This is a genomic window from Prescottella agglutinans (genome assembly GCF_004011865.1).
Classification (GTDB): Bacteria; Actinomycetota; Actinomycetes; order Mycobacteriales; family Mycobacteriaceae; genus Prescottella; species Prescottella agglutinans.
Genome location: NZ_RKLP01000005.1, coordinates 351,034 through 375,505, shown reverse-complemented (window position 1 = coordinate 375,505; position 24,472 = coordinate 351,034). Strand labels below are relative to the sequence as shown.

1 protein-coding gene is annotated in these 24,472 nt (G+C 72.7%); it reads left to right on the top strand.

Annotation, left to right across the window (positions count from 1 at the left end):
- Nucleotides 1–25: 25 nt before the first annotated feature.
- On the top strand, nucleotides 26–24,460 hold the full coding sequence (locus EGT67_RS12285; RefSeq protein ID WP_127916347.1) for a non-ribosomal peptide synthase/polyketide synthase: 24,435 nt from the start codon (nucleotides 26–28) through the stop codon (nucleotides 24,458–24,460).
- Nucleotides 24,461–24,472: the final 12 nt, after the last annotated feature.

The window sequence follows — 24,472 nt, the reverse complement described above, 5'->3', positions numbered from 1 at the left end:
AACCGATCCCTCTGGGGGGCGATACGTGGACTCCGCAGGACCCGCAGAACGTCAGCCCGAACCCGGCGCCCGATTCCCACTGTCGGAGGCGCAGCGTGCCCTGTGGTTCGCGCAGCAACTCGTGCCCGACGTCCCGCTCTTCATCGCGCAGTACGTGGACATCGAGGGTCCACTCGACGTCGATCTCCTGCGGGCCGTGAACGTCCGCGCGGCTCGCGAGTTCCAGTCGCCGGCCGTGCGGGTCGTCACCGTCGACGGCGAGCCGCAACAGTACGTCGACGCGGCGCGGGACATGACTATCAGGCTCATCGACCTGCGCGCCGAGCACGACCCGATCGCTGCGGCGCAGGAGTGGATGCGGCGCGAGATGGTGACCCCGATCGATCTGTCCGTCGACCGGCTGATCCAGACCGTGATCCTCCAGGTCGGCGATCGGCATTTCCTGTGGTACAGCCGAAGTCACCACGTCGCACTGGACGGCTACGCGGCCGCCACGATGCTCTACCGTATTGCCGACCTCTACACCGCCGTGGTCGCGGAACGTGAGCCCGACCCGCCGGGCGCGGCCGACCTGCGGGCGCTGCTCGAGATCGACGAGCGCTACCGCGGATCGAGCCGCCACGACACCGATCGAGAATATTGGGCCGGAAAGCTTTCCGGTGTCCGTGGGATCTCGCTGACGGAGTCGGCGGCGCCCGCGGTCGCCGAGAGCCGACTCGCGAGCGGGGCGCTGTCGGCCCGGACGGTGCACGCACTCGAGCGCGCGGAGGGGCCGGGGTCGACCGGGACGTCCGCGGCCGCGCGGATCCTCGCCGCGTTCGCGTGCTACCTGAGTCGGATGACGAGACGGCGGGACGTGCTCGTGAACATCCCGGTCTCGGCGCGCACCACTGCGCTCTTGCGGCGGTCCGGTGGAATGACCGTCAACCTCCTGCCGCTTCCGGTGGTGATCCGCGACGACGACACCGTCGGCTCGCTCTCGGATCGGGTGCAACTCGAACTCGTTGCGGCGCTGCGCCATCAGCGCTGCAGTCGGGCCGACATCCTGCGCGACCTCGGTACGGATCCGTTGGCGCCGATCGTGAACGTGATGTTCTTCCATCCGGAGATCGTGATGGGCGATCTCCGCACCGAGTTGCACATCCTCACCTCTGGTCCGGTCGACGACCTGCTGGTCAACGTCTACCAATCCGGTACGCCCGTGCGGACGTTCGTCGATCTTCGGGCGAACCCGCACCGGTACGGTGCGGACGAGCAGCGGACCCACCATCGACAGTTCCTCGACCTGCTCGAGGAGTTCCTGGCGACCGATCCGCTCACACCCCTCGGCGAGCTGCGCGCGGCCGCGGCGCCACCGTCCTCGCGTGAGGTCCCTGCGGAGGGCGGTGCGTCTGCCGAATCCGCCGCTGGCACCGAGTCCCCGGTTCCGGAGGCGGAGATCGAACGGGCGATCGCCGACACGTTCGCGGCCGTCCTCGCCACCGGACGGCCCGTGCGTCCCGCGGACAGCTTCTTCGACCTGGGTGGCGACTCGCTGGTGGCAACGAAGGTGATCGCCCGGCTCAACGCGACGTTCCGGGCGACGCTGACCGTGCGTGACCTGTTCGAGCGGCCCACGGTGCGACGGCTGGCGGGATACGTCGAGTCGTCGCTGGGCGAGGACGGGTCGTGGTCGAAGGCCGCTCCACCGGCGCCGACCCGCCGCGAGCGACCCGACCGGGTGCCGCTGTCGCCGGCGCAGCAGCGCATGTGGTTCGTCGACCAGCTCGACACCTCGTCCCCGGTGTACAACATCCCCTTCGCGGTGACCCTGTCCGGCGACCTCGACGCCGCGGCGCTCCGCGCGGCCCTCGCCGACGTCGTCGAGCGGCACGAGGCGCTGCGAACGGTGTTCCCGTCCGATGCGGGTGGGCCGCACCAGGTGATCGTCGCCGCGCGGGACGCGGCACCGGATCTGCGGCCGGTCGAGGTGGAGCGGAACGACGTGTGGGCGGCGGTGCGCTCCGAGGCCGCATCGGGATTCGACGTGACCACGCAGCTTCCCTTGCGCGTCAGACTCTTTCGAATCGCACCCGACGAGCACGTGCTGGCGGTCGTCGCGCATCACATCGCCGCGGACGGGCAGTCCATGGTGCCGCTCGCACGTGACGTCATGGTGGCGTACGCGGCACGCCGCGAAGGGCAGGCCCCGCGATGGGGTCCGCTGCCGCTCCAGTACGCGGATTACGCGCTGTGGCAGCGGGACATGCTCGGGGATCCGGCCGACGCCGAGTCGGTCTCCGCCCGTGGGCTGCGGTACTGGGCGGCGCAACTGGCCGACCTGCCCCCGGTGATCGCGTTGCCGCTCGACCGCCCGCGCCCGCCCATGATGTCGCCGGCGGGGGCGACGGTCCCGTTCGTGATCGGTCCCGACGTCCACCGCAGTCTCGTCGACCTCGCCCGTGCCCGCGACTGCACGTTGTTCATGGTGCTGCACACCGCATTCGCCGTGCTGCTGGCGCGGCTCGGGGTCGGCCGCGACGTCGCGATCGGTACCCCGGTCGCCGGTCGTGCGTCGCCGGAGCTGGACGACCTGGTGGGCATGTTCGTCAACACCCTCGTGCTGCGCACGGACGTCGATCCCGGGGCGTCGTTCGTCAACCTGCTCGCCCGCGTGCGCGAGACAGACCTGCAGGCGCTGGCCAACACCGAGCTGCCGTTCGAACGGCTCGTCGAGGCGCTGGCGACCGAACGTTCGCCCGCGCATGCCCCGCTCGTCCAGGTGCTCCTCGAGCTGCAGAACACCGAGACCACGTCGGTCGAGCTCCCGGGCCTGGACGCTGAAGTGACCGAGGTGGATTCGAACGTCGTCAAGTTCGAACTGCAGCTGAGCGTGCGTGAGCGCGTCGATCCGTCGGGCGAGCCCGCCGGACTGTCGGCCGCCCTGCACTTCGCCACCGATCTCTTCGACCGGGACACCGTCACCCGGTTCGCCCGGCGGTTCGAGCGGATCCTGACGACGGTCGCGGCGCAGGGCGATGCCGTCGTCGGCGACATCCCGGTCACCGACGCCGCGGAGCGCGCACTGTCCGCGGCGCACGCCGACCGGGTGGGGGTATCCGCCACGCTGGCGGACCGGCTGGCGCGGGCGTCCGGCCGCCGTCCCGAGGCGACCGCGGTGGTAGCCGGATCGGAGCGGATGACGTACCGGACTTTCGCCGAACGGTCGAACCGGCTGTCACGGTGGCTGATCGAGCGCGGCGTCGGAACCGAGTGCCGTGTCGCGGTCGCGATGACACGGACGATGGATCTGCCGGTTGCGCTGGCCGCAGTGGTCGGCGCCGGCGCCGCCTACGTCCCGGTGGACGTGGACTACCCCGACGAGCGGATCTCGTTCGTGCTCGACGATTCGGCGCCCGCGTGCGTGCTCGCCGACGCGGCGGGTGCGCGGCGGTTGGTGTCGGCCGCACTCGACGTTCCGGTGGTGGACCTCGACGACCCGGTCGTCGCCGCCGACGTCGCGGCACGGTCGCCCGGTGCGGTGACCGACACCGATCGTTCTCCGCTGCATCCCGATTCGATCGCCTACGTCATCTACACATCCGGTTCGACCGGGCGGCCGAAGGGGGTGGCGGTGCCACACCGCAGCGTCGTGACGTTGCTGGACCGTGCGCGGCCGCTGTTCGGTTTCGACGCGTCGGACGTGTGGACGATGTTCCACTCGTACGCCTTCGACTTCGCGGTGTGGGAGCTGTGGGGCGCTCTGCTGCACGGCGGCACCGTCGTGCTGGTCGACCGCGACACCGCACGATCGCCCCGGGACTTCCTGCACCTGTTGCGCGACGAGCGGGTGACGGTGCTCGATCAGACCCCGAGTGCCTTCCGGCAGCTGGCCGAGGCCGATCGGCAGGCCGCCGGGGACACGGAAGACACCGAGGACGCCGACGGCGACCGGCTCCCGGCGCTGCGCCACATCATCTTCGGCGGCGAGGTGCTGGACCCGGCGGATCTGTCCCGGTGGTTCGAGCGGCACCCGGCGTCGTCCCCACGGCTGACGAACATGTACGGGATCACCGAGACCTGCGTCCACGTCACCCACGACCCGCTGGACCCGGAGAGGATCGCGCGCGCCCCGGCCGGGTCGATCGGCGTCCCCGTCCCGGGTCTGGCGGTGCGGGTGCTCGATCCCCGACTGCACCCGGTACCGCCCGGGGTGACGGGGGAGTTGTACGTCTCCGGCGCGCAGTTGTCGCGCGGGTACCTCGACCGTCCCGGGCTCACGTCCACCCGATTCCTGGCCGACCCCTTCGATCCCGGTGCCCGCATGTACCGCACCGGAGACCTGGGAACCTGGGCGGCGGACGGCACCCTCCGCTTCGCGGGACGGTCCGACTTCCAGGTGCAGATACGCGGGTACCGGGTGGAACTCGGGGAGGTGGAGTCCGCGCTCACCGCGGCGCGGGGCGTGGCGTCCGCCGTGGCGATCGCCGACGAGGGCCCGGTCGGTACGCGGATCCTCGGCTATGTCGTCCCCGAATCCGGATCGGTCGATCCCGATGCCGTCAGGGATGCCGTGGCGCGAGTGCTTCCGGGCTACATGGTGCCGTCGGTGGTCGTCGCCCTCGACCGGATGCCGACGACGGTCCACGGCAAACTCGACCGCGCCGCGTTGCCGGTGCCGGGCACGGAGGAACGGTCGCGGGTCGCGCCGGGCGACCCGATCGAGGAGGCGGTGGCCGCGACGGTAGGGGAGTTGCTCGGCATCGAGAACGTCGGCACCGGTGACGACTTCTTCGCGCTCGGCGGCAACTCGCTGGTGGCGGCACAGTTGGCGGCGCGGATCGGTGACGTGCTCGGTGTCGGACTGGGCATCCGGGACGTGTTCGACGAGCCCACCGTGGCGGGCCTGGCCCGCCGCGCCGCCACGGCGGGCAGGGCCGCACGGCCCCCGCTCGTCGCACAGCGGCGTCCGGAACGTGTCCCGCTGTCGCCGTCGCAGCAGCGCATCTGGTTCCTCAACCAGTTCGACACCGCCTCACCCGCATACAACATCTCGGTGTCGGTCCGCCTCTCCGGCGATCTGGACGAGAACGCCCTGTGCGCCGCGCTCGCGGACGTCGTCGCCCGACACGAATCCCTCCGCACGATCTACCCTCTCGACGATGCGGGTCCGCGGCAGGAGGTGCTCGCGGTGGGACGGGACGACTCCGTCCCGGACATCGTCGACGTCGACGACGAGGCCGAACTGCTGCGGCTGGTGCGCGGCCTGATGGCCCGGGGATTCGACGTGACGGAGCGGATCCCGCTGCGGGCCTGCCTGTTCCGGCTCGGTGACACCGAGCACGTCCTCGCGGTGGTCCTCCACCACATCCTCGCGGACGGGTTCTCCCTGACCCCGCTGACGCGCGACCTCGCCGCGGCGTACGTGGCCCGGCGCGGCGGTGCGCCGCCGACGTGGCCCGCGCTCGACATCCAGTACGCGGACTACACACTGTGGCAGCGTGACTGGCTGGGTGATGCGGCGGATCCGGACGCTCCCTCGGCGCGGCAGCTGGCCTACTGGACCGAGACACTCGCGGGGATACCGGAGGTCCTCGAACTGCCGACGGACCGCGCTCGCCCGGACGTGCGCTCGCAGCGCGGTGACCGGGTCGAGTTCGACGTCCCGGCCGAACTGCACGAACGTATCGTTCGGCTCGGCCGCGAGCGGGGCGTGAGCGTGTTCATGGTGATGCATGCGGCGCTCGCGGTGCTGCTGTCCCGGCTCGGCGGAGGCACCGACATCGCGGTCGGCACCCCGATCGCGGGCCGCGGTGCGGCGGCGCTCGACGACCTGGTCGGCATGTTCGTCAACACGCTGGTCCTGCGCTGCGACGTCCGCGACTGCTCGTTCGCGGGACTGCTGGACCGGGTCCGCGACACCGACCTGGGCGCGTTCATGCACGCCGACGTGCCCTTCGAGCGGGTCGTGGAGGCCGTGGATCCGCCACGCTCGACCGCGCATTCACCGCTGTTCCAGGTGCTGCTCGAGTTCCGCACCGTCGCGCGCCCGGACCTCGAACTGCCGGGCCTGCGGGTGCGCCCGCTCGAGAGTGCGGACGAGGTCGCCGCGTTCGACCTGCGACTGAGCGTGGCGGAGGAGTTCGGCGACGACGGCTCGACCGAGGGGATGTCCGCCGGGTTGGTCTTCGCGACCGACCTCTTCGACGCGGAGACGGTCCGGCGATTCGCCGACCGACTGCTGCGGATCCTGTGGGCCGTGACGGCATCGCCCGACGCACCGGTCGCCGACATCGACATCCTGGACGCGGCCGAGCGGGCGGCGCTGTTCCCGGTGCGGGGCGATCCCGGAATCGTGCCGTGCACGCTGGCTGACCTGCTCTCCACCGCGGCCGCGGCGGATCCGATGCGGCCCGCGCTCCGGTACGAGGGAGCCGACATCACCTACGGCGAACTCGACCGGGCGTCCGATGCGTTGGCCCGCCGGCTGATCGACGTGGGTATCGGCCCGGGGTCGGTGGTGGCGTTGGGCACGCCCCGGTGCCCCGAGTACCTCACGGGTGTGTGGGCGACCGCGAAGACCGGGGCCGCCTTCCTCCCGGTGGACCCGGCGCATCCACCCGACCGGATCGAGCTGATGCTGCGCGACTCCGGGGCCCGGCTTGGACTCACGACACCGGAGTTGCGCGGCTCGTTCGTCGATACCGTCCCGTGGTGGGTGATCGGCGAGAGTCCCTCCACCGCAGACACATCCGGTCCGATCGGCGACGACGACCGCACCGCGCCGCTCCGCCCCGACGATGTCGCCTACCTCATCTACACGTCGGGATCGACCGGTGTCCCCAAGGGCGTCGCCGTCACCCACCGGGGGCTCGCGAACTTCGCCGCCGACCTGCGCGAACGGTGCCGGACCACGCCCGAGTCCCGGATCCTCCAGCTCACCTCACCCAGCTTCGACGTGTCGGTCCTCGAACTCCTCCTCGCGGTCGGTGTCGGCGCGACGATGGTGATCGCCCCGTCCACCGTGTTCGGCGGTGAGGAGTTGCGTGCGCTGCTGGTGTCCGAGGCGGTGACGCACTGCATCATGACGCCGACGGCGTACGCCACGACACCGACGGTGTCGGCCGACGAGTCCGGTGGCCTCGACCGCCTCGCGTGTGTGCTGGCCGCCGGTGAGGCGCTGCCGCCCGACGTCGTCGGCCGCTGGGCGTCCGGCCGGGAGATGTTCAACGCCTACGGGCCGACCGAGACCACGGTGATCGGGACGACCAGCGCGGTGCTGGCGCCGGGGTCCGCGGTGACGATCGGTGGCCCCATCCGCGGCTTCCACGCGTTGGTTCTCGACGACCGGCTGTGCCCGGTTCCGGTCGGCACACCCGGCGAGTTGTACCTCGCCGGTCCCGGGCTGGCCCGCGGCTACCACCGCCGGCCGTCCCTGACCGCCGCGCGGTTCGTGGCCGATCCGAGCGGCGGCCCCGGCGAGCGCCTGTACCGCACCGGGGATCGGGTGCGGTGGAACGACATCGGCACGCTCGAGTACCTCGGGCGCGGCGACCGGCAGATCAAGCTCCACGGCTACCGGATCGAACTCGGCGAGATCGAGGCGGTGCTGACGGAGCACCCGGACGTCGGACACGCCGTCGTCGACGTCCGACGGGTGGGTCGGCTCGGGGATCGACTGGTCGCCTATGTGGTCCCGGCCGCCGGTGCCGACATCGACACCGCAGCGCTCCACCAGGCGGCGGCCGCCCGGTTGCCGTCGTACATGGTGCCGCGCCACCTCACGGTGCTCCCACGGCTGCCGATGACCGTGCACGGCAAGCTCGATCGTGCGGCGCTGCCAGAACCGGACGTCGGCGCCGAGGTGCCGACTGGTCGGCCGCCGGTCACGCCGGCCGAGCGGACGCTAGCGGGTGTGTTCGCGGACGTGCTGGGGCTGGAGACGATCGGCGTGGAGGACTCGTTCTTCGACCTCGGTGGCGACAGCATCATGTCGATCCAACTGGTGGCGCGCGCGAAGGCGGCAGGGCTGTCCGTGACACCCCGCGACGTGTTCGACCGTCGTACCGTCGCAGCGCTGGCCGCGGTCGCCACCTCGAACGAGGAAGCGGCCGAGAAACTTCCGGAACTCGACGGCGGCGGGGTGGGGGACGTGCCGCTGACGCCGATCCACGCGTGGCTGGTGCGGCGCGCGGGCCGACGGATCGGCCGTTTCGCGCAGTCCGTGCTGGTGGACCTCCCCACCGGTGTCCGGGAGCAGGACCTCGTGGTCGCGTTGCAGGCGGTCCTGGACCGGCACGACATGCTGCGCGCGCGTCTGTCGGAAGGCGAATCCGGCTGGCGGATGGATGTTCTCCCGGTCGGTGCCGTCGACGCGCGCGACGCAATCACCCGGTGCCCGGTGCGGACCTTCGACGAGGAGTTCGACCGTCGCGCGGCGGCGGAGCTGGAGTCGGCGGCCGACCGACTGGACCCCGCGGCGGGCCGGATGGCTCGGCTCGTGTGGTTCGGAGGACCACGGGACACCGGACGCCTGCTGATCGTCGTCCACCACGCCGTGGTCGACGGGGTGTCCTGGCGGGTGCTCGTGCCCGACCTCGCGGCGGCCTGGGCCGCGGCGGCCGAGGGACGGATCCCCGAGTTGGATCCGGTCGGCACCTCGATGCGGCGATGGGCACACGCCCTCGCGGACGTCGCGCCCGCCCGGGTCGGCGAACTGCCCCTGTGGGAGGGCGTCGTCGCCGGAACCGACCCGCCGATCGGCCGGCGGGCGGTCGACCCGGACCGCGACGTGCACGCGACGACGGAGGTGATCCGGGTCGACGCTCCGGCCGCGGACACGACGACACTGCTCACGAGTCTTCCCGCCGCGATCCACGGCACCGCCCAGGACGTCCTGCTCGCGGCGCTCGCGCTCGCGGTGGCGCGGTGGGCCGCCGAGCGCGGCCGCGCCGACGGTCCGGTGCTGCTCGGAATCGAGGGACACGGGCGCGAGGAGGATGCCGTCCCCGGCGCCGACCTGAGCCGGACCGTCGGCTGGTTCACCACCATCCAGCCGGTGCGGCCGGACCTTTCACGGATCGACCTCGACGACGCCTGCGCCGGCGGGCCCGCCGCGGGAACCGCCGTCAAGCTCGTCAAGGAACGTCTGCAGGCCGCCCCCGACCACGGCATCGGGTACGGACTGCTCACCGAACTCGACGGCGACGAGGGTCGCCGGCTGCGGACGTCACCCCAGATCATGCTCAACTACCTCGGGCGGCTCACCGTCGACGACGGCGCCCCGTCCGGGGCCCGCCCGTGGATGCCGGTGACGGCCGGCGGCCTCGGGCTCACCCAGGATCCGGACATGCCGGTGACCGCGGCCCTTGACATCGCCGCGGGCGTGGGCGGTGCACCCGGCGGCGCGGCGCTGCAGTCGTCGTGGACGTATCCGACGGGGGTGCTCGGCCGCTCGGACGTCCGCAGGCTCGCCGACCTGTGGCTGGGCGCGCTGCACGGACTCGCGGCGTACGCGCGCACGCCCGGCGCCGGCGGGCTGACGCCGTCGGATCTGGATCTCGTCCGCCTGGACCAGCGCGGGATCGACGCGCTCGAGGCGGGCCGGCGCGGCGTGGCCGACGTGTGGCCGGTGACCCCGCTGCAGGCGGGCCTGCTGTTCCACGCGCACCTGGCGACGGGCGCGCCGGACGCGTACCTGGTCCAACTCGTGATCGAGTTCCGGGGCGAACCGGAGCGCGACCGCCTCCTGGACGCGGCCCGCACCCTGCTGGGCCGGCACCCCAATCTGCGTGCGTGCTTCGTCGACGACGTCGACGGCGAGACGCTGCAGGTGATCGAGTCCGACGTATCGGTGCCCTGGCGCGAGGTCGACCTGTCGGGCGACGCGCCGGCCGGAGTGGAGCGCCGCTGGCGGGACCTGCTGGCCGAGGACCGCGCCACGCCGTTCGCGATGGACCGGGCACCGCTGGTGCGGTTCGCGCTCGCACGCGTCGGGCACGGGTCGTATCGGTTGCTGCTGACGCACCACCACATCCTGCTCGACGGTTGGTCGACACCGCTGCTGCTGCAACGACTCCTGATGCTGTACGCGACCGAGGGCGACGCGACCGCGTTGCCCCCGGCAGGTGACTACCGTGACTACGTGTCGTGGCTGACGACGCGCGACCGCGGTGCGTCGGTCGCCGCATGGTGCCGTGCCCTGGCCGGCACCGCGGACCCGACGCTGCTGACCGCGCCGGACGCGGTGGACCCGGGCGGCGAGACACGGGAAGCGGAAGTGACGCTGGGCGAGGCCGACACCGCTGCGCTGACGCGTGTCGCACGCGAGCACGGCGTCACCGCCAACACCGTCGTCCAGGTCGCGTGGGCACTGGTGCTCGGGGCGCTCACCGGGCGAACGGATCTCGTCTTCGGGGCGACGGTGTCGGGCCGGCACGCGGACGTCCCCGGCATCGAGTCGATGATCGGCCTGTTCATCAACACCGTCCCGGTCCGGGTGCGGCTGGATCCACGTGAAACCTTGGGGGAGTTGCTGCGCCGCGTGCAGCGCGAGCAGGCGGCACTGATGGACCATCACGACGCCGGTCTCGCGGACGTCCAGCAGGCGGTCGGCCCCGGGGCGATGTTCGACACCCTCACCGTGTTCGAGTCCTACCCGATGGACCGGTCGGCGCTCGAACGCGGCACCGACATCGCGGGACTCAGCGTCGCCGCCGTGCGCGGTATCGACGCCACGCACTACCCCCTGACCCTGCTGGCCGGGCTCACCGACCGCCTGCACGTGACGTTGAAGTACCGGGTCGGCGCCTTCGACTCTGCCGCAGTCGAATTCCTGCAGCGACGACTGGAGGCGGCGCTCGACCAGGTGATCCACCACCACGAGCGGTCGATCGCCCGCGTCGATCTGCTGACGGCGTCGGAGCGTTCCGGCGCGGTCGTGCGCGGCGGCGACCCGTCGCCGCCGACTCTGCTCCCGCAGATCCTCGTCTCCGGCGCCGCGTCGAATCCGGCCGGTCTCGCGGTCGACGCGTCCGATGCACGCCTGTCCTACCGTGAGCTCGACGAACGCTCGAACCGCCTCGCACGGTCGCTGATCGCCGCCGGCGCCGGTCCCGGCGCGGTCGTGGCGTGTGCGCTCCCGCGTTCGGCGGCGTCGGTCCTCGCGGTGTGGGCGGTCGCGAAGTCGGGGGCCGCGTTCGTCCCGGTCGACCCCACCTATCCGCGCGAGCGGATCGAGCACATGCTCGGCGATTCCGCCGCGACCGTGGGGGTGACGTCGGCGGCGGACCGCGCGAGACTTCCGGACACCGTGCGCTGGCTGGTGCTCGACGAGCGGATCGCGAACGCCCCGGAATCACCGGCCCCGCTGACCGATCGGGACCGGACCCGGCCGGTGCGCGTGGACGACGTCGCCTACCTGATCTACACGTCCGGTTCGACGGGGCGCCCCAAGGGCGTCGAGGTCACCCATCGTGGCCTGGCGAGCCTGCTCGACGAGCAGCGCCGACGCTATCCGATCCCGAGTTCGGCTCGGTGCCTGCACATCTGCTCCCCGAGCTTCGACGTCGCGGTGCTCGAACTGCTGCAGGCGTGCGCGGCCGGTGCGACGCTGGTGGTGGCGCCGCCCGATGTGTACGGCGGGCCGGTGCTGGCCGAGTTGCTCGCCGCCGAGCGGATCACGCACGCCTGCATCACGCCCGCGGCGCTGGCGACCGTCGAACCCGAACGACTCGACGCGCTCGCCGTTCTCGTGGTGGCGGGCGACGCGGTGGGACCGGAACTCGTGGCCGGGTGGGCGCCCGGTCGGGCGATGCTCGACGGCTACGGGCCGACCGAGTCGACCGTGCTCACGACGCTCAGCGCGCCGCTCGTGCCCGGCGCCGACATTCCGATCGGGACTCCGGTTCGCGGAACGGACCTCCGCGTGCTCGACAGCTTCCTGCGGCCGGTCCCGCCGGGCATCCCCGGGGAACTCTACGTCGCCGGTGCCGGCACGGCCCGCGGCTACCACCGCCGACCCGGGCTGACCGCCGAACGGTTCGTCGCCTGCCCCTTCGGGGCCGACGGCGACCGCATGTACCGCACCGGCGACATCGTGCGCAGGCGGGCGGACGGTGCACTGGACTATCTGGGGCGCAGCGACTTCCAGGTCAAGGTGCGGGGCTTCCGGATCGAGCTCGGTGAGATCGAGGCCGTCCTGGTCGCGCACCCTGCGGTCGCCCACGCGGTCGCGACCGCGCACCGGCGCAAAGCGGGCGACGCGCTGCTCGCCGCGTACGTCGTACCGGCACGGGACGACGGTGTCGACGTCGCGGAGCTGACCGAGTTCGCGGCGCGTCGGCTGCCCCGCCACATGCTGCCGAACACGATCGTGGTGCTCGGCGATCTCCCGCTCACGCCGGTCGGCAAGCTCGACCGTGACGGGCTGCCCGAACCCGACTTCGTCCGCGCCGCGGCGCAGTACCGGGCCCCCGGAACCCCGGCCGAGGAGCGGGTGGTGGCCGTGTTCGCGGACGTCACCGGCGTCGAGCGGGTCGGGGTGGACGACAACTTCTTCGCGCTCGGCGGCAACTCGCTCAGCGCGACGCGGGCGGTCGCCCGGATCAACCGGTCGCTCGGATCGCGGATCGACGTGCGTGACGTGTTCGAGTGCGCGACCGCGGGACGGCTCGCCGCGCGGGCGTCGGAGCGGACCCGGGCCGAGGTCCCCGCGCTGCGAGCCGCGGTGCGACCGGAACGGCTGCCGCTGTCCTGGGCACAGGAACGAATGTGGTTCATCGATCAGTTCGACCCGGCGTCGGCCACCTACAACGTGCCGATGGTGCTGCGCCTGACGGGAACGCTGGACACGGCGGCGCTGCGCGCCGCGCTCACCGACGTGGTGGACCGGCAGGCGTCGTTGCGGACGGTGTTCCCGGCCTCCCCGTCCGGTCCGTCGCAGGTGACCGTCGCGGCCGCGGACGTCGTGGGCGCACTCGAGCCCGAACCCGTGCTGCCCGCCGGCCTCGACACGCGGATCGGGGAGTTGATCCGAGAGGGATTCGATGTGGCGCAGTCCGTCCCGGTGCGGATGCGGATCCTGCGGCTCGAACCGGACGTCCACGTGCTGGTGCTGGTGGTCCATCACATCGTCGCGGACGCCTTCTCGGTGGGCCCGCTCGCCCGCGATGTCGCGGCCGCCTACGCGGCGCGGGTCGAGGGCCGACCACCGGACTGGGATCCACTGGCCGTCCAGTACGCGGACTACGCGCTGTGGCAGCGGGACGTCCTCGGTGATCCGGACGATCCGGCGTCGCTGCTCGCCCGGGAGGAGTCGTACTGGCTCGGTCGACTGGCCGGTGCGCCCCCGGTGACGACGCTGCCGCTGGACCGCCCGCGGGGCGCACGGCGGTCGACGCGCGGTGGCCGGGTCCCGCTGTCGGTGGGGCGGGACGTGCACCGCGCACTGTCCGAGCTTGCGAAGCAGCATGATTCGACGATCTTCATGGTGGTGCACGCGGCCCTGGCGGTGCTGCTCGCCCGAATCGGGCAGGACCGCGACGTGGTGGTGGGTACGCCCGTGGCCGGGCGCGGCGAAGCGGAACTGGACGACGTCGTCGGCATGTTCGTGAACACGCTCGCCCTCCGCACCGGGATCGATCCGGCGGCGCCGTTCCCGAGTGTGCTCGAGCGGGTGCGGGACGTCGACGTCGAGGCGTTCGCCCACGCGGACCTGCCGTTCGAGCGCCTGGTCGTGCGCTCCGGCGGCGAGCGGAACACGTCGTACGCCCCGGTGTTCCAGGTGCTGCTCGAGTTCCGGAACGTCGAGCCGCCGCGGGTGCGGCTGCCCGGTCTGACGGTCGAGTCCGTGGACGTCGACACCGGTGAGGCCAAGTTCGACCTGCAGTTCGGGATCGGCGAGCGCCGGGACGGGGCCGGGGAGCCGAGCGGACTGTCCGGCGAGATCGTCTTCGCGACAGACGTGTTCGAGGCATCCACCGTGACCGGACTGGCGGCGATGCTGTGCCGCCTGCTCGGGTCGGTCGCCTCCGACCCCGCGACCCCGGTCGGGGACATCGAGCTGACCGAGCGCCGCGGGGCCGCCCCGGAACCGGTGGCGGCGGACGGAACCCTGGACCACCTCTTCGCGACGGCGGCGACCGCGACCCCCGATGCGGTGGCGGTCGTCTGCGGCGACGCGCGGGTCACGTACCGCAGCCTGGACGAGCGCTCGAACCGGCTGGCGCGCTGGCTGATCGAGCGGGGTCTCGGTGCGGAATCGGTGGTGGCGGTCGCGATGGAGCGGTCCGTCGACCTGGTCGCGACCCTGGTGGGAATCGTCCGGGCCGGCGCCGGCTACCTGCCGGTGGACCCGGCGTATCCGCCCGACCGCATCGGATTCGTCGTCCGGGACGCGGGAGCGGTGTGCGTCCTCACCGACGCCGCCTCCGCCGACCGGATCGCGGCCGCCGGCCTGCCGCAGGACGTTCCGGTCGTTCGCCTCGATGCGCCGGAGATCGGCGAGAGCATCCGCGCTCGGCCCGCGGGACCGGTCGCCGACGGCGAGCGCACCCGACCGCTGCATCCGGACTCACCGGCCTACCTGATCTACACGTCCGGATCGACCGGGCGGCCCAAGGGCGTCGTCGTGACGCACCGCAACGCCGTGACCCTGCTGTCCGGGGCGCGCGACGTCCTCGGCTTCGACCGGACGGACGTGTGGACGATGTTCCATTCGTACGCCTTCGACTTCGCCGTCTGGGAACTGTGGGGCGCCATCGGATTCGGGGGCAGGGTCGTCGTCGTGGACCGTCACACCGCCCGGTCGCCGGACGACATGCTGGAGTTGCTGCGCGCCGAATCGGTGACGCTGCTCAGCCAGACGCCGTCGGCGTTCCACCAACTGGCCCGCGCCGAGGCGGAGGCGGGCGGCGACCACGCCCTGCGCCGGGTGGTGTTCGGCGGTGAGGCGCTCGATGCGGCGCGACTGGCCGGCTGGGTGCAGCGCCACGGAGCCGACCGTCCCCAGCTGATCAACATGTTCGGGATCACCGAGACCTGCGTGCACGTCACGTGGCATCGCGTCGAGCGGGACGAGGTCGGCGCCGCCCGGACCGCCGGTTCGGTGATCGGCGTCGGGCTGCCCGGGATCGGCCTGCGCGTGCTCGACGACCGGTTGCACCCGGTGCCCACCGGCGTCGTGGGCGAGTTGTACGTGGCGGGGCCGCAGGTGGCGCGGGGCTACCGGCACCGGCCCGCGCTCACCGCCTCCCGGTTCGTCGCGGACCCGTTCGCGCCGTCGCAGCGGATGTACCGCTCGGGCGACCGGGTCCGGTGGACGGCGAGCGGCGACCTCGAGTATCTGGGGCGCGCGGACTTCCAGGTGCAGGTGCGCGGATTCCGGGTGGAGCCCGGGGAGGTGGAGTCCGTGCTGCGCGCGGTGCCGGGCGTCGCGTCGGCGGTGGCACTCGCCCGCGACGACGCCGCGGGCTCGTCCCGCCTGCTCGGGTACGTCGTCCCCGAACCCGGGGCGATCGTCGCCGCCGAGACGGTGATCGAGTCCGCCGCGCAGCGCCTGCCGTCGTACATGGTGCCGTCCGCGGTGACTGTGCTCGACGAGTTCCCGCTGACCCCGAACGGCAAGATCGACCGCGCGGCGCTACCGGACCCGCGACCGGTCGGCGGGGAGGGGCGCCCGCCCTCGACCGACGTCGAGCGCGTCCTCGCCGACTTGTTCGCGGACGTGCTCGGGGCCGACACGGTGGGGGTCGACGACTCGTTCTTCGGCCTCGGCGGCGACTCGATCATGTCCATCCAGTTGGTGTCCCGCGCGAAAGCCGCGGGGGTGACGATCACCCCGCGCGACGTGTTCGAGTGCCGCACCGTCGCCCGACTCGCCGACGTGGCCGCGCTCGTCGGCCGGCACGGCGTCGAACCGCTGCCGGAACTGCCCGGCGGCGGTGTCGGCGACGTCGTCACCACGCCCGTCGTGCATTGGCTCGCGGAGCGCTCCGGCGACTTCGGCGGCTACGCGCAGTCGGTGCTGCTGGACGTGCCGGCCGACCTCGACCCCGACGTGGTCGCGACCGGGGTGGGCGCGGTGCTCGACCGCCACGACATGCTGCGCGCGCAGTTGCGAGGCGACGACCACTCCCGCACGGGCTGGCGGGTCACGGTGCGCCCGCCCGGGACGGTCGACGGGCGCGCGGTGCTCCGGGAGGTCCCGGTCGCGACGGTGCGCGGCCCGGCGTTCACCCGCGCGGCGCGCGGCGCGCTGGATGCGGCGGCGGATCGGTTGGACCCGTTCTCCGGCAGCATGATCCAGCTCGTACGGTTCACCGGACCCGACGGTGCCCGACTGCTGGTCGTCGCCCACCACCTGGCCGTCGACGGGGTGTCGTGGCGGATCCTCGTCCCGGACCTCGCGGCCGCCTGCGCGCGGGCCGCCGCGGGCGAGGATCCGGCGCTCGCGCCGGTCGGCACGTCGATGCGGACGTGGGCGGACGGGCTCGCCGCGACGGCGCGCGGTCGAAGCGCGGAACTGGACTTGTGGCGGTCGATGGTTCGACCGGTGGGGCCGTGTCTCGGTGCGCGCGAACTCGATCCGGAGGTGGACGTCGGCTCCACCGTCGAGCGGGTGGAAGTCGAACTGTCCGCCGCCGTGACCACCGCGCTCACCACGACGGTGCCCGGGGCGTTCCACGGCAGCGTCGACGACGGCCTGCTCGCCGCGCTCGCCCTCGCGGTGGCGTCGTGGCGCCGGGAACGCGGCGTCGACGCGGAGGCGGTGGCGGTGACGGTCGAGGGCCACGGCCGCGAGGAGCAGGTGCTGCCGGGCGCCGACCTGTCCCGGACCGTCGGCTGGTTCACGTCGCTGTTCCCCGTGCGGTTCGACCTGTCCGGGATCGACGTCGCCGGGGCGCTCTCGGGCGGCGCGGCGACCGACACGGTGGTGAAGACGGTCAAGGAGCGGATGCGGTCGATCCCCGACCACGGCATCGGATTCGGCCTGCTGCGGTACCTGAACGAGGACACCCGGTCCGAACTGTCCCGGCTGCCGCTGCCCGAGATCAGCTTCAACTACCTGGGCCGGTTCGACGCCGCGGCGGATGCCGCCGCAGGCGGAACATGGCTCCCGGTGGACGATTCCGGCCTGCGCGGCGTGGCGACACCGCACCTGTCGGCGCCCGCGGTGATCGACGTCAACGCCGCGGCGGTGCCGGGACCGGACGGCCCGCGGGTCACCGCGACCTGGGACTTCCCGCGCGGAGTGCTCACCTCCGCCGAGGTCGACCGGCTGGCGCAGTGGTGGGTGCGCGCGGCCGAGGCGATCGCCCTGCGCGCGAGCACACCCGGCGCCGGCGGGCTGACACCGTCCGATCTGGATCTGGTCGCGTTGGACCAGCGGTCGATCGAGCACCTGGAACACCGGTATCCCGGACTGTCCGACGTGTGGCCGCTGTCCCCGATGCAGCGCGGCATGATGTTCCACGCGGAACTGTCGGCAGCGGCCGTGGACGCCTACCTGGTGCAGTTGGTCCTGGCGCTCGACGGCACCGTGGAGGTGGCCCGGTTGCAGCGCGCCGCGCGGGCGCTGTTCGGGCGGCACCCGAATCTGCGCGCCGCCTTCGTGCGCGGTCCGGGCGGTGACGCCGTGCAGGTGGTGCAGGCCTCGGCCGACGTGCCGTGGACGGAGGTCGACCTCCGCGGATCCGGGGAGACGGAGGCCGACGCACGGATGACCGAACTGCTCGACGCCGACCGGGCGACGCCGTTCGATCTCGCGCGCGCACCGCTCGTGCGGATCACGCTGGTGCACATGCCCGGCGATACCGAGCGGCTCGTGATCACCAACCACCACATCCTGTTCGACGGCTGGTCGACGCCGCTGCTGCTCGAGGAACTGTTCACGCTGTACGCGGCGGACGGCGATCCGTCCGGGCTGCCGGGTGCCGGCTCGTACCGCCGCTATCTGAAGTGGCTCACGGCCCGGGAGGAGGCGCAGGCGTTGCGGGCGTGGACCGCCGCCGTCGGCGGGGCCGACGAGCCCACGCTGCTCGCGGACCGCTCGGCCGCCACCGACCGGTACATCGAGTCCCGGGATCTGGCCTACCGACTCGACGCCGCGACCACCGACCGGTTGCGCGCCCACGCCAGGGAACGCGGGATCACGCTCGGCACCGTCGTGCAGGCGGCGTGGGGGATCGTGCTGGGTTTGCTGACCGGCCGGGACGACGTCGTGTTCGGGTCGACCGTGTCCGGGCGCCCGCCGCATCTCGTGGGCGTCGAATCGGCCGTGGGCCTGTTCATCAACACGGTCCCCGTGCGGATTCGGCTGGACCCGTACGAGAGTCTCGGCGAACTGCTCGAACGGGTCCAGGCCGAGCAGTCGACGATGCTCGACCATCACCACGTCGGGCTCGTCGACATCCAGCGCGCGGCCGGTGCGGGCGCGCTGTTCGACACGCTGACCGTGTTCGAGTCGTATCCGCTCCGCGGCGACGGCGACGTGGGTACGGAGGTCGGTGGCCTCCGGATCGTGGGCATCGAGGCCCGCGATTCCGCGCACTACCCGCTGAGCGTGGTCGCGTCCGCGCCCGATCGGCTGAACGTGACGATGAAGTACCGGCCCGACGTGCTGTCGGAGCCGAGGGTCGCCGACATCGCCGGGCGTCTGCTGCGGGTCCTGCGCTGCTTCGCCGACGAGCCGGATCGGCGGCTCGCGACCCTGGATCTGCTCGACGCGGCCGAGCGTCGCGAATTCGTCCCGGTGCGTACGGGTTCCGGCTCGCCGCCCCGCACCCTGGCCGCGATCCTCGACGACGCGGCGGCCCGCGACCCGGAGGCCCTCGCGCTCGTCGGCGACGGGCTCGAGGTGACGTACGGAGAGCTCGATCGCCGCTCCAACCGACTCGCCCGCCACCTGGCCGATCTCGGTATCGGACCGGAATCGCTGGTGGTGCTGGGGATTCCGAGGTCGGTCGAGTCGGTGCTCGGGGTGTGGGCGGTGGCGCGGGCCGGGGCGGCGTTCGTGCCGGTCGACCCGGACTATCCGCCCGAGCGGGTCGCGAACATGCTCGCCGACTCCGGCGCGGCGATCGGCGTCACCACCCGGGCGCACCGGTCCCGGCTGCCCGACGTGCTGCGCTGGTTGGTGCTCGACGACCCGGAGTTCGTGCGCGCGTGCGAGGCGCGCTCGGACGCGCCGGTGACCGATCGTGACCGCACCGCGCCGCTCCGCGTCGACCACCCCGCGTACCTCATCTACACGTCCGGGTCCACGGGACGACCCAAGGCGGTCACCCTCACCCAGCGCGGCCTCGCCAACTACGCGGACGTCCAACGGGCGCACAGCGGCGTCACCGCGGACGCGCGGACCCTGCACTTCTCGTCGCCCAGCTTCGACGTCTCGCTCCTCGAGTACCTGCTGTGCTTCGCGGCCGGCGCCACGATGGTGATCGTTCCGCGCACGGTCTACGGCGGTACCGAACTGACGGCGGTCCTGCGCAAGCAACGGGTGTCGCACGCCTTCATCACCCCGGCCGCGCTGGCGTCGATCGATCCGTCGGGCCTCGACGACCTCGAGTGCATCCTGGTCGGTGGGGAGTCGTGGCCGCCCGAACTGGTGGCCGACTGGCTGGAGCAGTGCCGCGTCCTCAACGTGTACGGGCCCACCGAGACCACGATCGTCGTCAACATCGAGGAGTACACCGGGCAGCCGCGCCTGACGATCGGCGGGCCCGTCCCGGGTGTCGCGGAACTGATTCTCGACGGTCGCCTGTGCCCGGTACCGGCGGACGTCGAGGGCGACGTGTACATCGCGGGCCCGGGCCTGGCCCGCGGATACCACCGGCGCCCGGGACTGACGGCCACGCGGTTCGTCGCGGACCCCTTCGGCGGTCCCGGTGAACGCATGTACCGCACCGGCGATGTCGGGGTGTGGACCGCGGAGGGCAAGTTCGAGTACCGGGGCCGCAGCGACTTCCAGGTCAAGATCCGTGGATTCCGGATCGAACTCGGCGAGATCGACGCGGTGCTCACCGCGCACCCCGACGTCCGGTTCGCGGCCACCCTGGGCCGCCGCGGTCCGGGCGGGGACACGGTGCTCGTCAGCTACGTCGCCGCGACACCGCGGCGGGACGTCGCCGTCGACGACCTCCGCACGCGACTGACGGAACTGCTCCCGGAATACATGGTGCCGGCCGCGATCGAGGTGCTCGACGCCATCCCGCTGACCCCGGTCGGCAAGCTCGACCGGCGCGCGCTGCCCGAACCCGAATTCGGGCTCGCCGCACCGGTGTTCCGGGCACCGACGAACCCGGTCGAGGAGGCGGTCACCGAGGTCTTCGCCGAGGTCCTCGGTGCGGAGCGGGTGGGCGCCGACGACAGCTTCTTCGACCTGGGCGGCAACTCGCTGTCCGCGACGCGGGCGGTCGCCCGGCTCGGGGAGGCCCTCGGCATCGACCTCGGGGTGCGTGCGTTGTTCGAGGCACCCACGGCCGTCGCGCTGGCGGAGCGGATCGAGCACGACGGTACCGGCCCCTCCGGGCGGCCCGTCCTGGAACCGGTCGAGCGCCCGCCGCAGGTGCCGCTGTCGGCGGCGCAGCAACGGATGTGGTTCATCAACCAGTTCGACCCGTCCTCGCCCGCGTACAACGTGCCGATCGTGGTCCGGCTCAGCGGCACCCTGGACGTCGCGGCGCTCGCGGCCGCGGTCGAGGACGTCGTGAACCGGCACGAGGCGCTGCGCACCGCCTTCCCGATCGGTGCCGACGGACCGATGCAGGAGGTGCGGGCGGCCACCGACACCCGGATCGCCCTCGGGCCGGTCCCGGTCGCGGACGAGGCCGAGATGCGTGAACACGTGCGTGCCGTCGCCATCGCGGGATTCGATGTGACCGAACGGGTCCCGGTCCGCGGGGCGCTGTTCGCCATCGCCCCCGACGAGCACGTCCTAGTGCTGGTCGCGCACCACATCCTGATCGACGGGTACTCGGCGGGACCGCTCGCGAAGGACCTGATGCGCGCGTACGCCGCCCGGGCCGCGGGGCACGGACCGGACTGGGCGCCGCTGCCGGTGCAGTACGCCGACTACACGCTGTGGCAGCGGGACCTGCTCGGCAGCGCCGACGACCCGCGGTCGCTGCTCGCACGCCAACTCGCCTACTGGACCCGGACCCTGTCCGGCGCGCCGGACCTGTTGGGGCTTCCCGCCGACCGACCGCGCCCGATCCAGCAGTCGTTCCGCGGCGGGCGGGTGGCGTTCGCGATCGACGCAGATCTGCACCGCCGACTCCTGTCGTTCGCCCGCAAGCGCGGCACGAGCCTGTTCATGACGATCCACGCGGCGCTCGCGGTCCTGCTCAGCCGTCTCGGCGACACCGACGACATCGTGATCGGGACGCCGATCGCCGGCCGCGGCGAACGGGTGCTCGACGACCTCGTCGGGATGTTCGTCGGAACGCTGGCGCTGCGTACGAGGGTCGATGCGCGGCAATCGTTCTCGGATCTGGTGGACGCCGTCAGGGACGTCGACCTGGGCGCCTTCGCGCACGCCGACGTGCCGTTCGAGCGGGTGGTGGAGGAACTCGACCCCGCGCGGTCCACCGCATACTCGCCCCTGTTCCAGGTGGCGCTCGAATTCCAGGACGGCGGCGGTGCCCGTCTCGAACTGCCGGGCCTGACGCTCGACGGCCTGCCGGCGGGGGTCGAGGTGGTCAAGGAGGATCTCGAGTTCGTCCTCGGGGAACGGTTCGGCGACGGCGACGCGCCCGCCGGTCTGGCCGGCAGCATCGTGTTCGCGACCGATCTGTTCGATCCGGGAACCGTGCGGGGCTTTGCGGAACGGTTCGTCCGGATCCTCCGGTCGGCACTCGCCGACCCCGGCCGCGCGGTCGGCGATCTCGAGATCCTCGCCGTCGGCGAGTTGACCGGACTCGCCCCCGCGCGGGGTGGGCCGGACGCGGCCCCGGTGGTCCTGGCCGATCTGCTCGCCGCCGCGGCGACCCGCGACCCCCACGCCGCGGCCGTCGTGTGCGACGGCGTCACGACGACGTACGGGGAGCTGGACGAGCACTCGAACAGGCTGGCGCGCTATCTGATCGGTGCGGGTGCCGGGCCGGAGACGTTCGTGGCGCTCGGCCTGTCCCGCTCGCCGGACTCGGTGCTGGCGGTGTGGGCGGTCGCGAAGACTGGCGCGGCGTTCGTGCCCGTCGACCCCGACTACCCGGCCGCGCGCATCTCGCGGATGCTGAGCGACTCGGGTGCCGCGCTCGGTGTGACGGTGGGTTCGCGCCGCGACCGACTACCCGACATGGTCGCCTGGTCGGTGCTCGACGACGCCGCGACCGCCGCCGCGATCGCCGCGACGTCGTCCGACCCCGTCGCGGCGACGGACCTGATCCGACCGATGCGCGCGGACCATCCCGCCTACCTGATCTACACGTCGGGCTCGACCGGCACCCCGAAGGGCGTCGTCGTCACCCATCGCGGGCTGGCGGATCTGGCCGTCGAGGAACGCGACCACCTGGCGGTGACCCCCGACGCCCGCACGCTGCACTTCGCGTCACCGAGTTTCGACGCCTCGGTGTTCGAGACGGTGATGGCCCTGAGCGCCGGGGCGACGATGGTCGTCGTCCCGACGGACGTCTACGGTGGCACCGAACTCGGTTCGCTGCTCGAAACCGAGAGGGTGACACACGGATTCGTGACCCCGACCGCGCTCGCCTCGGTCGACCCGGTGGGCCAGGACTCGCTGCGCGCGCTGGTCGTCGCCGGTGAGCCGTGCCCGCCGGAACTGGTGGCGCGCTGGGCGCCCGGCCGCACGATGCTCAACGCCTACGGGCCCACCGAGACGACGATCATGGCGAACATCAGCGCCCCGATGCGCCCCGGCGAGCCGGTGACGTTCGGCGGCCCGATCCGCGGCGTCACCGAACTGGTGCTGGACGCGCGCCTGCACCCGGTGCCGCGGGGGGTGGTCGGGGAGCTGTACATCTCCGGGCCGGCGCTGGCCCGTGGCTATCACGCGCGGCCGGGGCTCACCGCGTCCCACTTCGTCGCGAACCCGTGGGGTCGTCCCGGTGAACGCCTCTACCGGACAGGTGATCTGGTGCGGTGGCGGTTCGACGACACGCTCGAGTACATCGGCCGCAGCGACTTCCAGGTCAAGGTGCGCGGATTCCGGATCGAACCGGGGGAGATCGACGCGGTGCTCACCGCCCGGCTGGACGTCGGGTTCTCGGTGACGCTCGCCCGTCCGGGGCCGGCGGGCAACACGCTGCTGTGCTCGTACGTGCGTCCGGTCGAGAACGCGGACGTCGACCCCGACGATCTCCGCCGCCTCGCGGCCCGGCACCTGCCCGCGTACATGGTGCCCGCGGCGGTCACCGTCCTGGACCGCATCCCGCTGACCCCGACCGGCAAGCTCGACCGCGACGCGCTGCCGCCGCCGGCGTTCCTGTCCACGTCCGCGGTGTTCCGGGAACCGGACGGCCCGGTCGAGTCGGCCGTGGTCCGCTCGTTCGCCGACGTCCTGGCCGTCGACCGGGTCGGGATGGACGACAGCTTCTTCGACCTCGGCGGCACGTCGTTGCTCGCGACGAAGGTGGTGACGGACCTGCGGGCGCGGCTCGGATCCACCGTCCCGTTGCAGGCGCTGTTCCTCGACCCGACACCGGCCGGGCTGGCCGGACGGATCACCGCGGTGACACCCGGCGGGATCGACGAGGCCCTGGCCGCCCGGATCACGCTGCGCGCGGGCGGCTCCGGCCGGCCGCTGTTCTGCGTCCATCCCGGTATCGGGTTGTCGTGGGGGTACGGCGGGCTGCTGCGTCATCTGCCCGCCGAGCGTCCGGTGTTCGGGCTGCAGTTGCCGGCCATCGCCGGCGGGTCCCGGTACGAGTCGATCGACGACCTGGCCGCCCGGTACGTCGACGAGATGGTGGCGGTCGCCCCGGAGGGCCCCTACGACCTGCTCGGCTGGTCGCTCGGCGGGGTCCTCGCGCACGCGATGGGCGTCGAACTGCAGCGCCGCGGGCGCGCGGTGGCGACGCTCGCGGTCATGGACGCCTACCCCGACGACGGCTCGGATCCGCTGCTGAGCCGCCTCGACCTGGTGGACCTGCTGCACGGGCTCGGACTGGATGTCACCGCCGCGCAGGATCTCACCTACGAGACCGCGGCCCGGATGTTCAACGACCACTTCGGGATACCGGGCGCCATCTCCGCCGAGCACCTCGAGCGCATCAACGACGGCTACGTCAACTCGCGGCTGCTGGTGCACCGGTTCGTCCCGGCGCTGTTCGACGGTGGCCTACTGGCCTTCCCGGCGGTCGGCGACCGGGACGGGGCGCGCCGGTCCCCGCAGGAGTGGCGCCGACTCGTCACCGGCGGCATCGACGAGTGTCCCGTCGACTGCCGCCACAACGACATGATCGAGCCGGCGTCGCTGGCCGTGATCGGCCCGGTGCTCGCCGCGTATCTGGAGCGGCGGTCCTGAAGGATTCCTCCC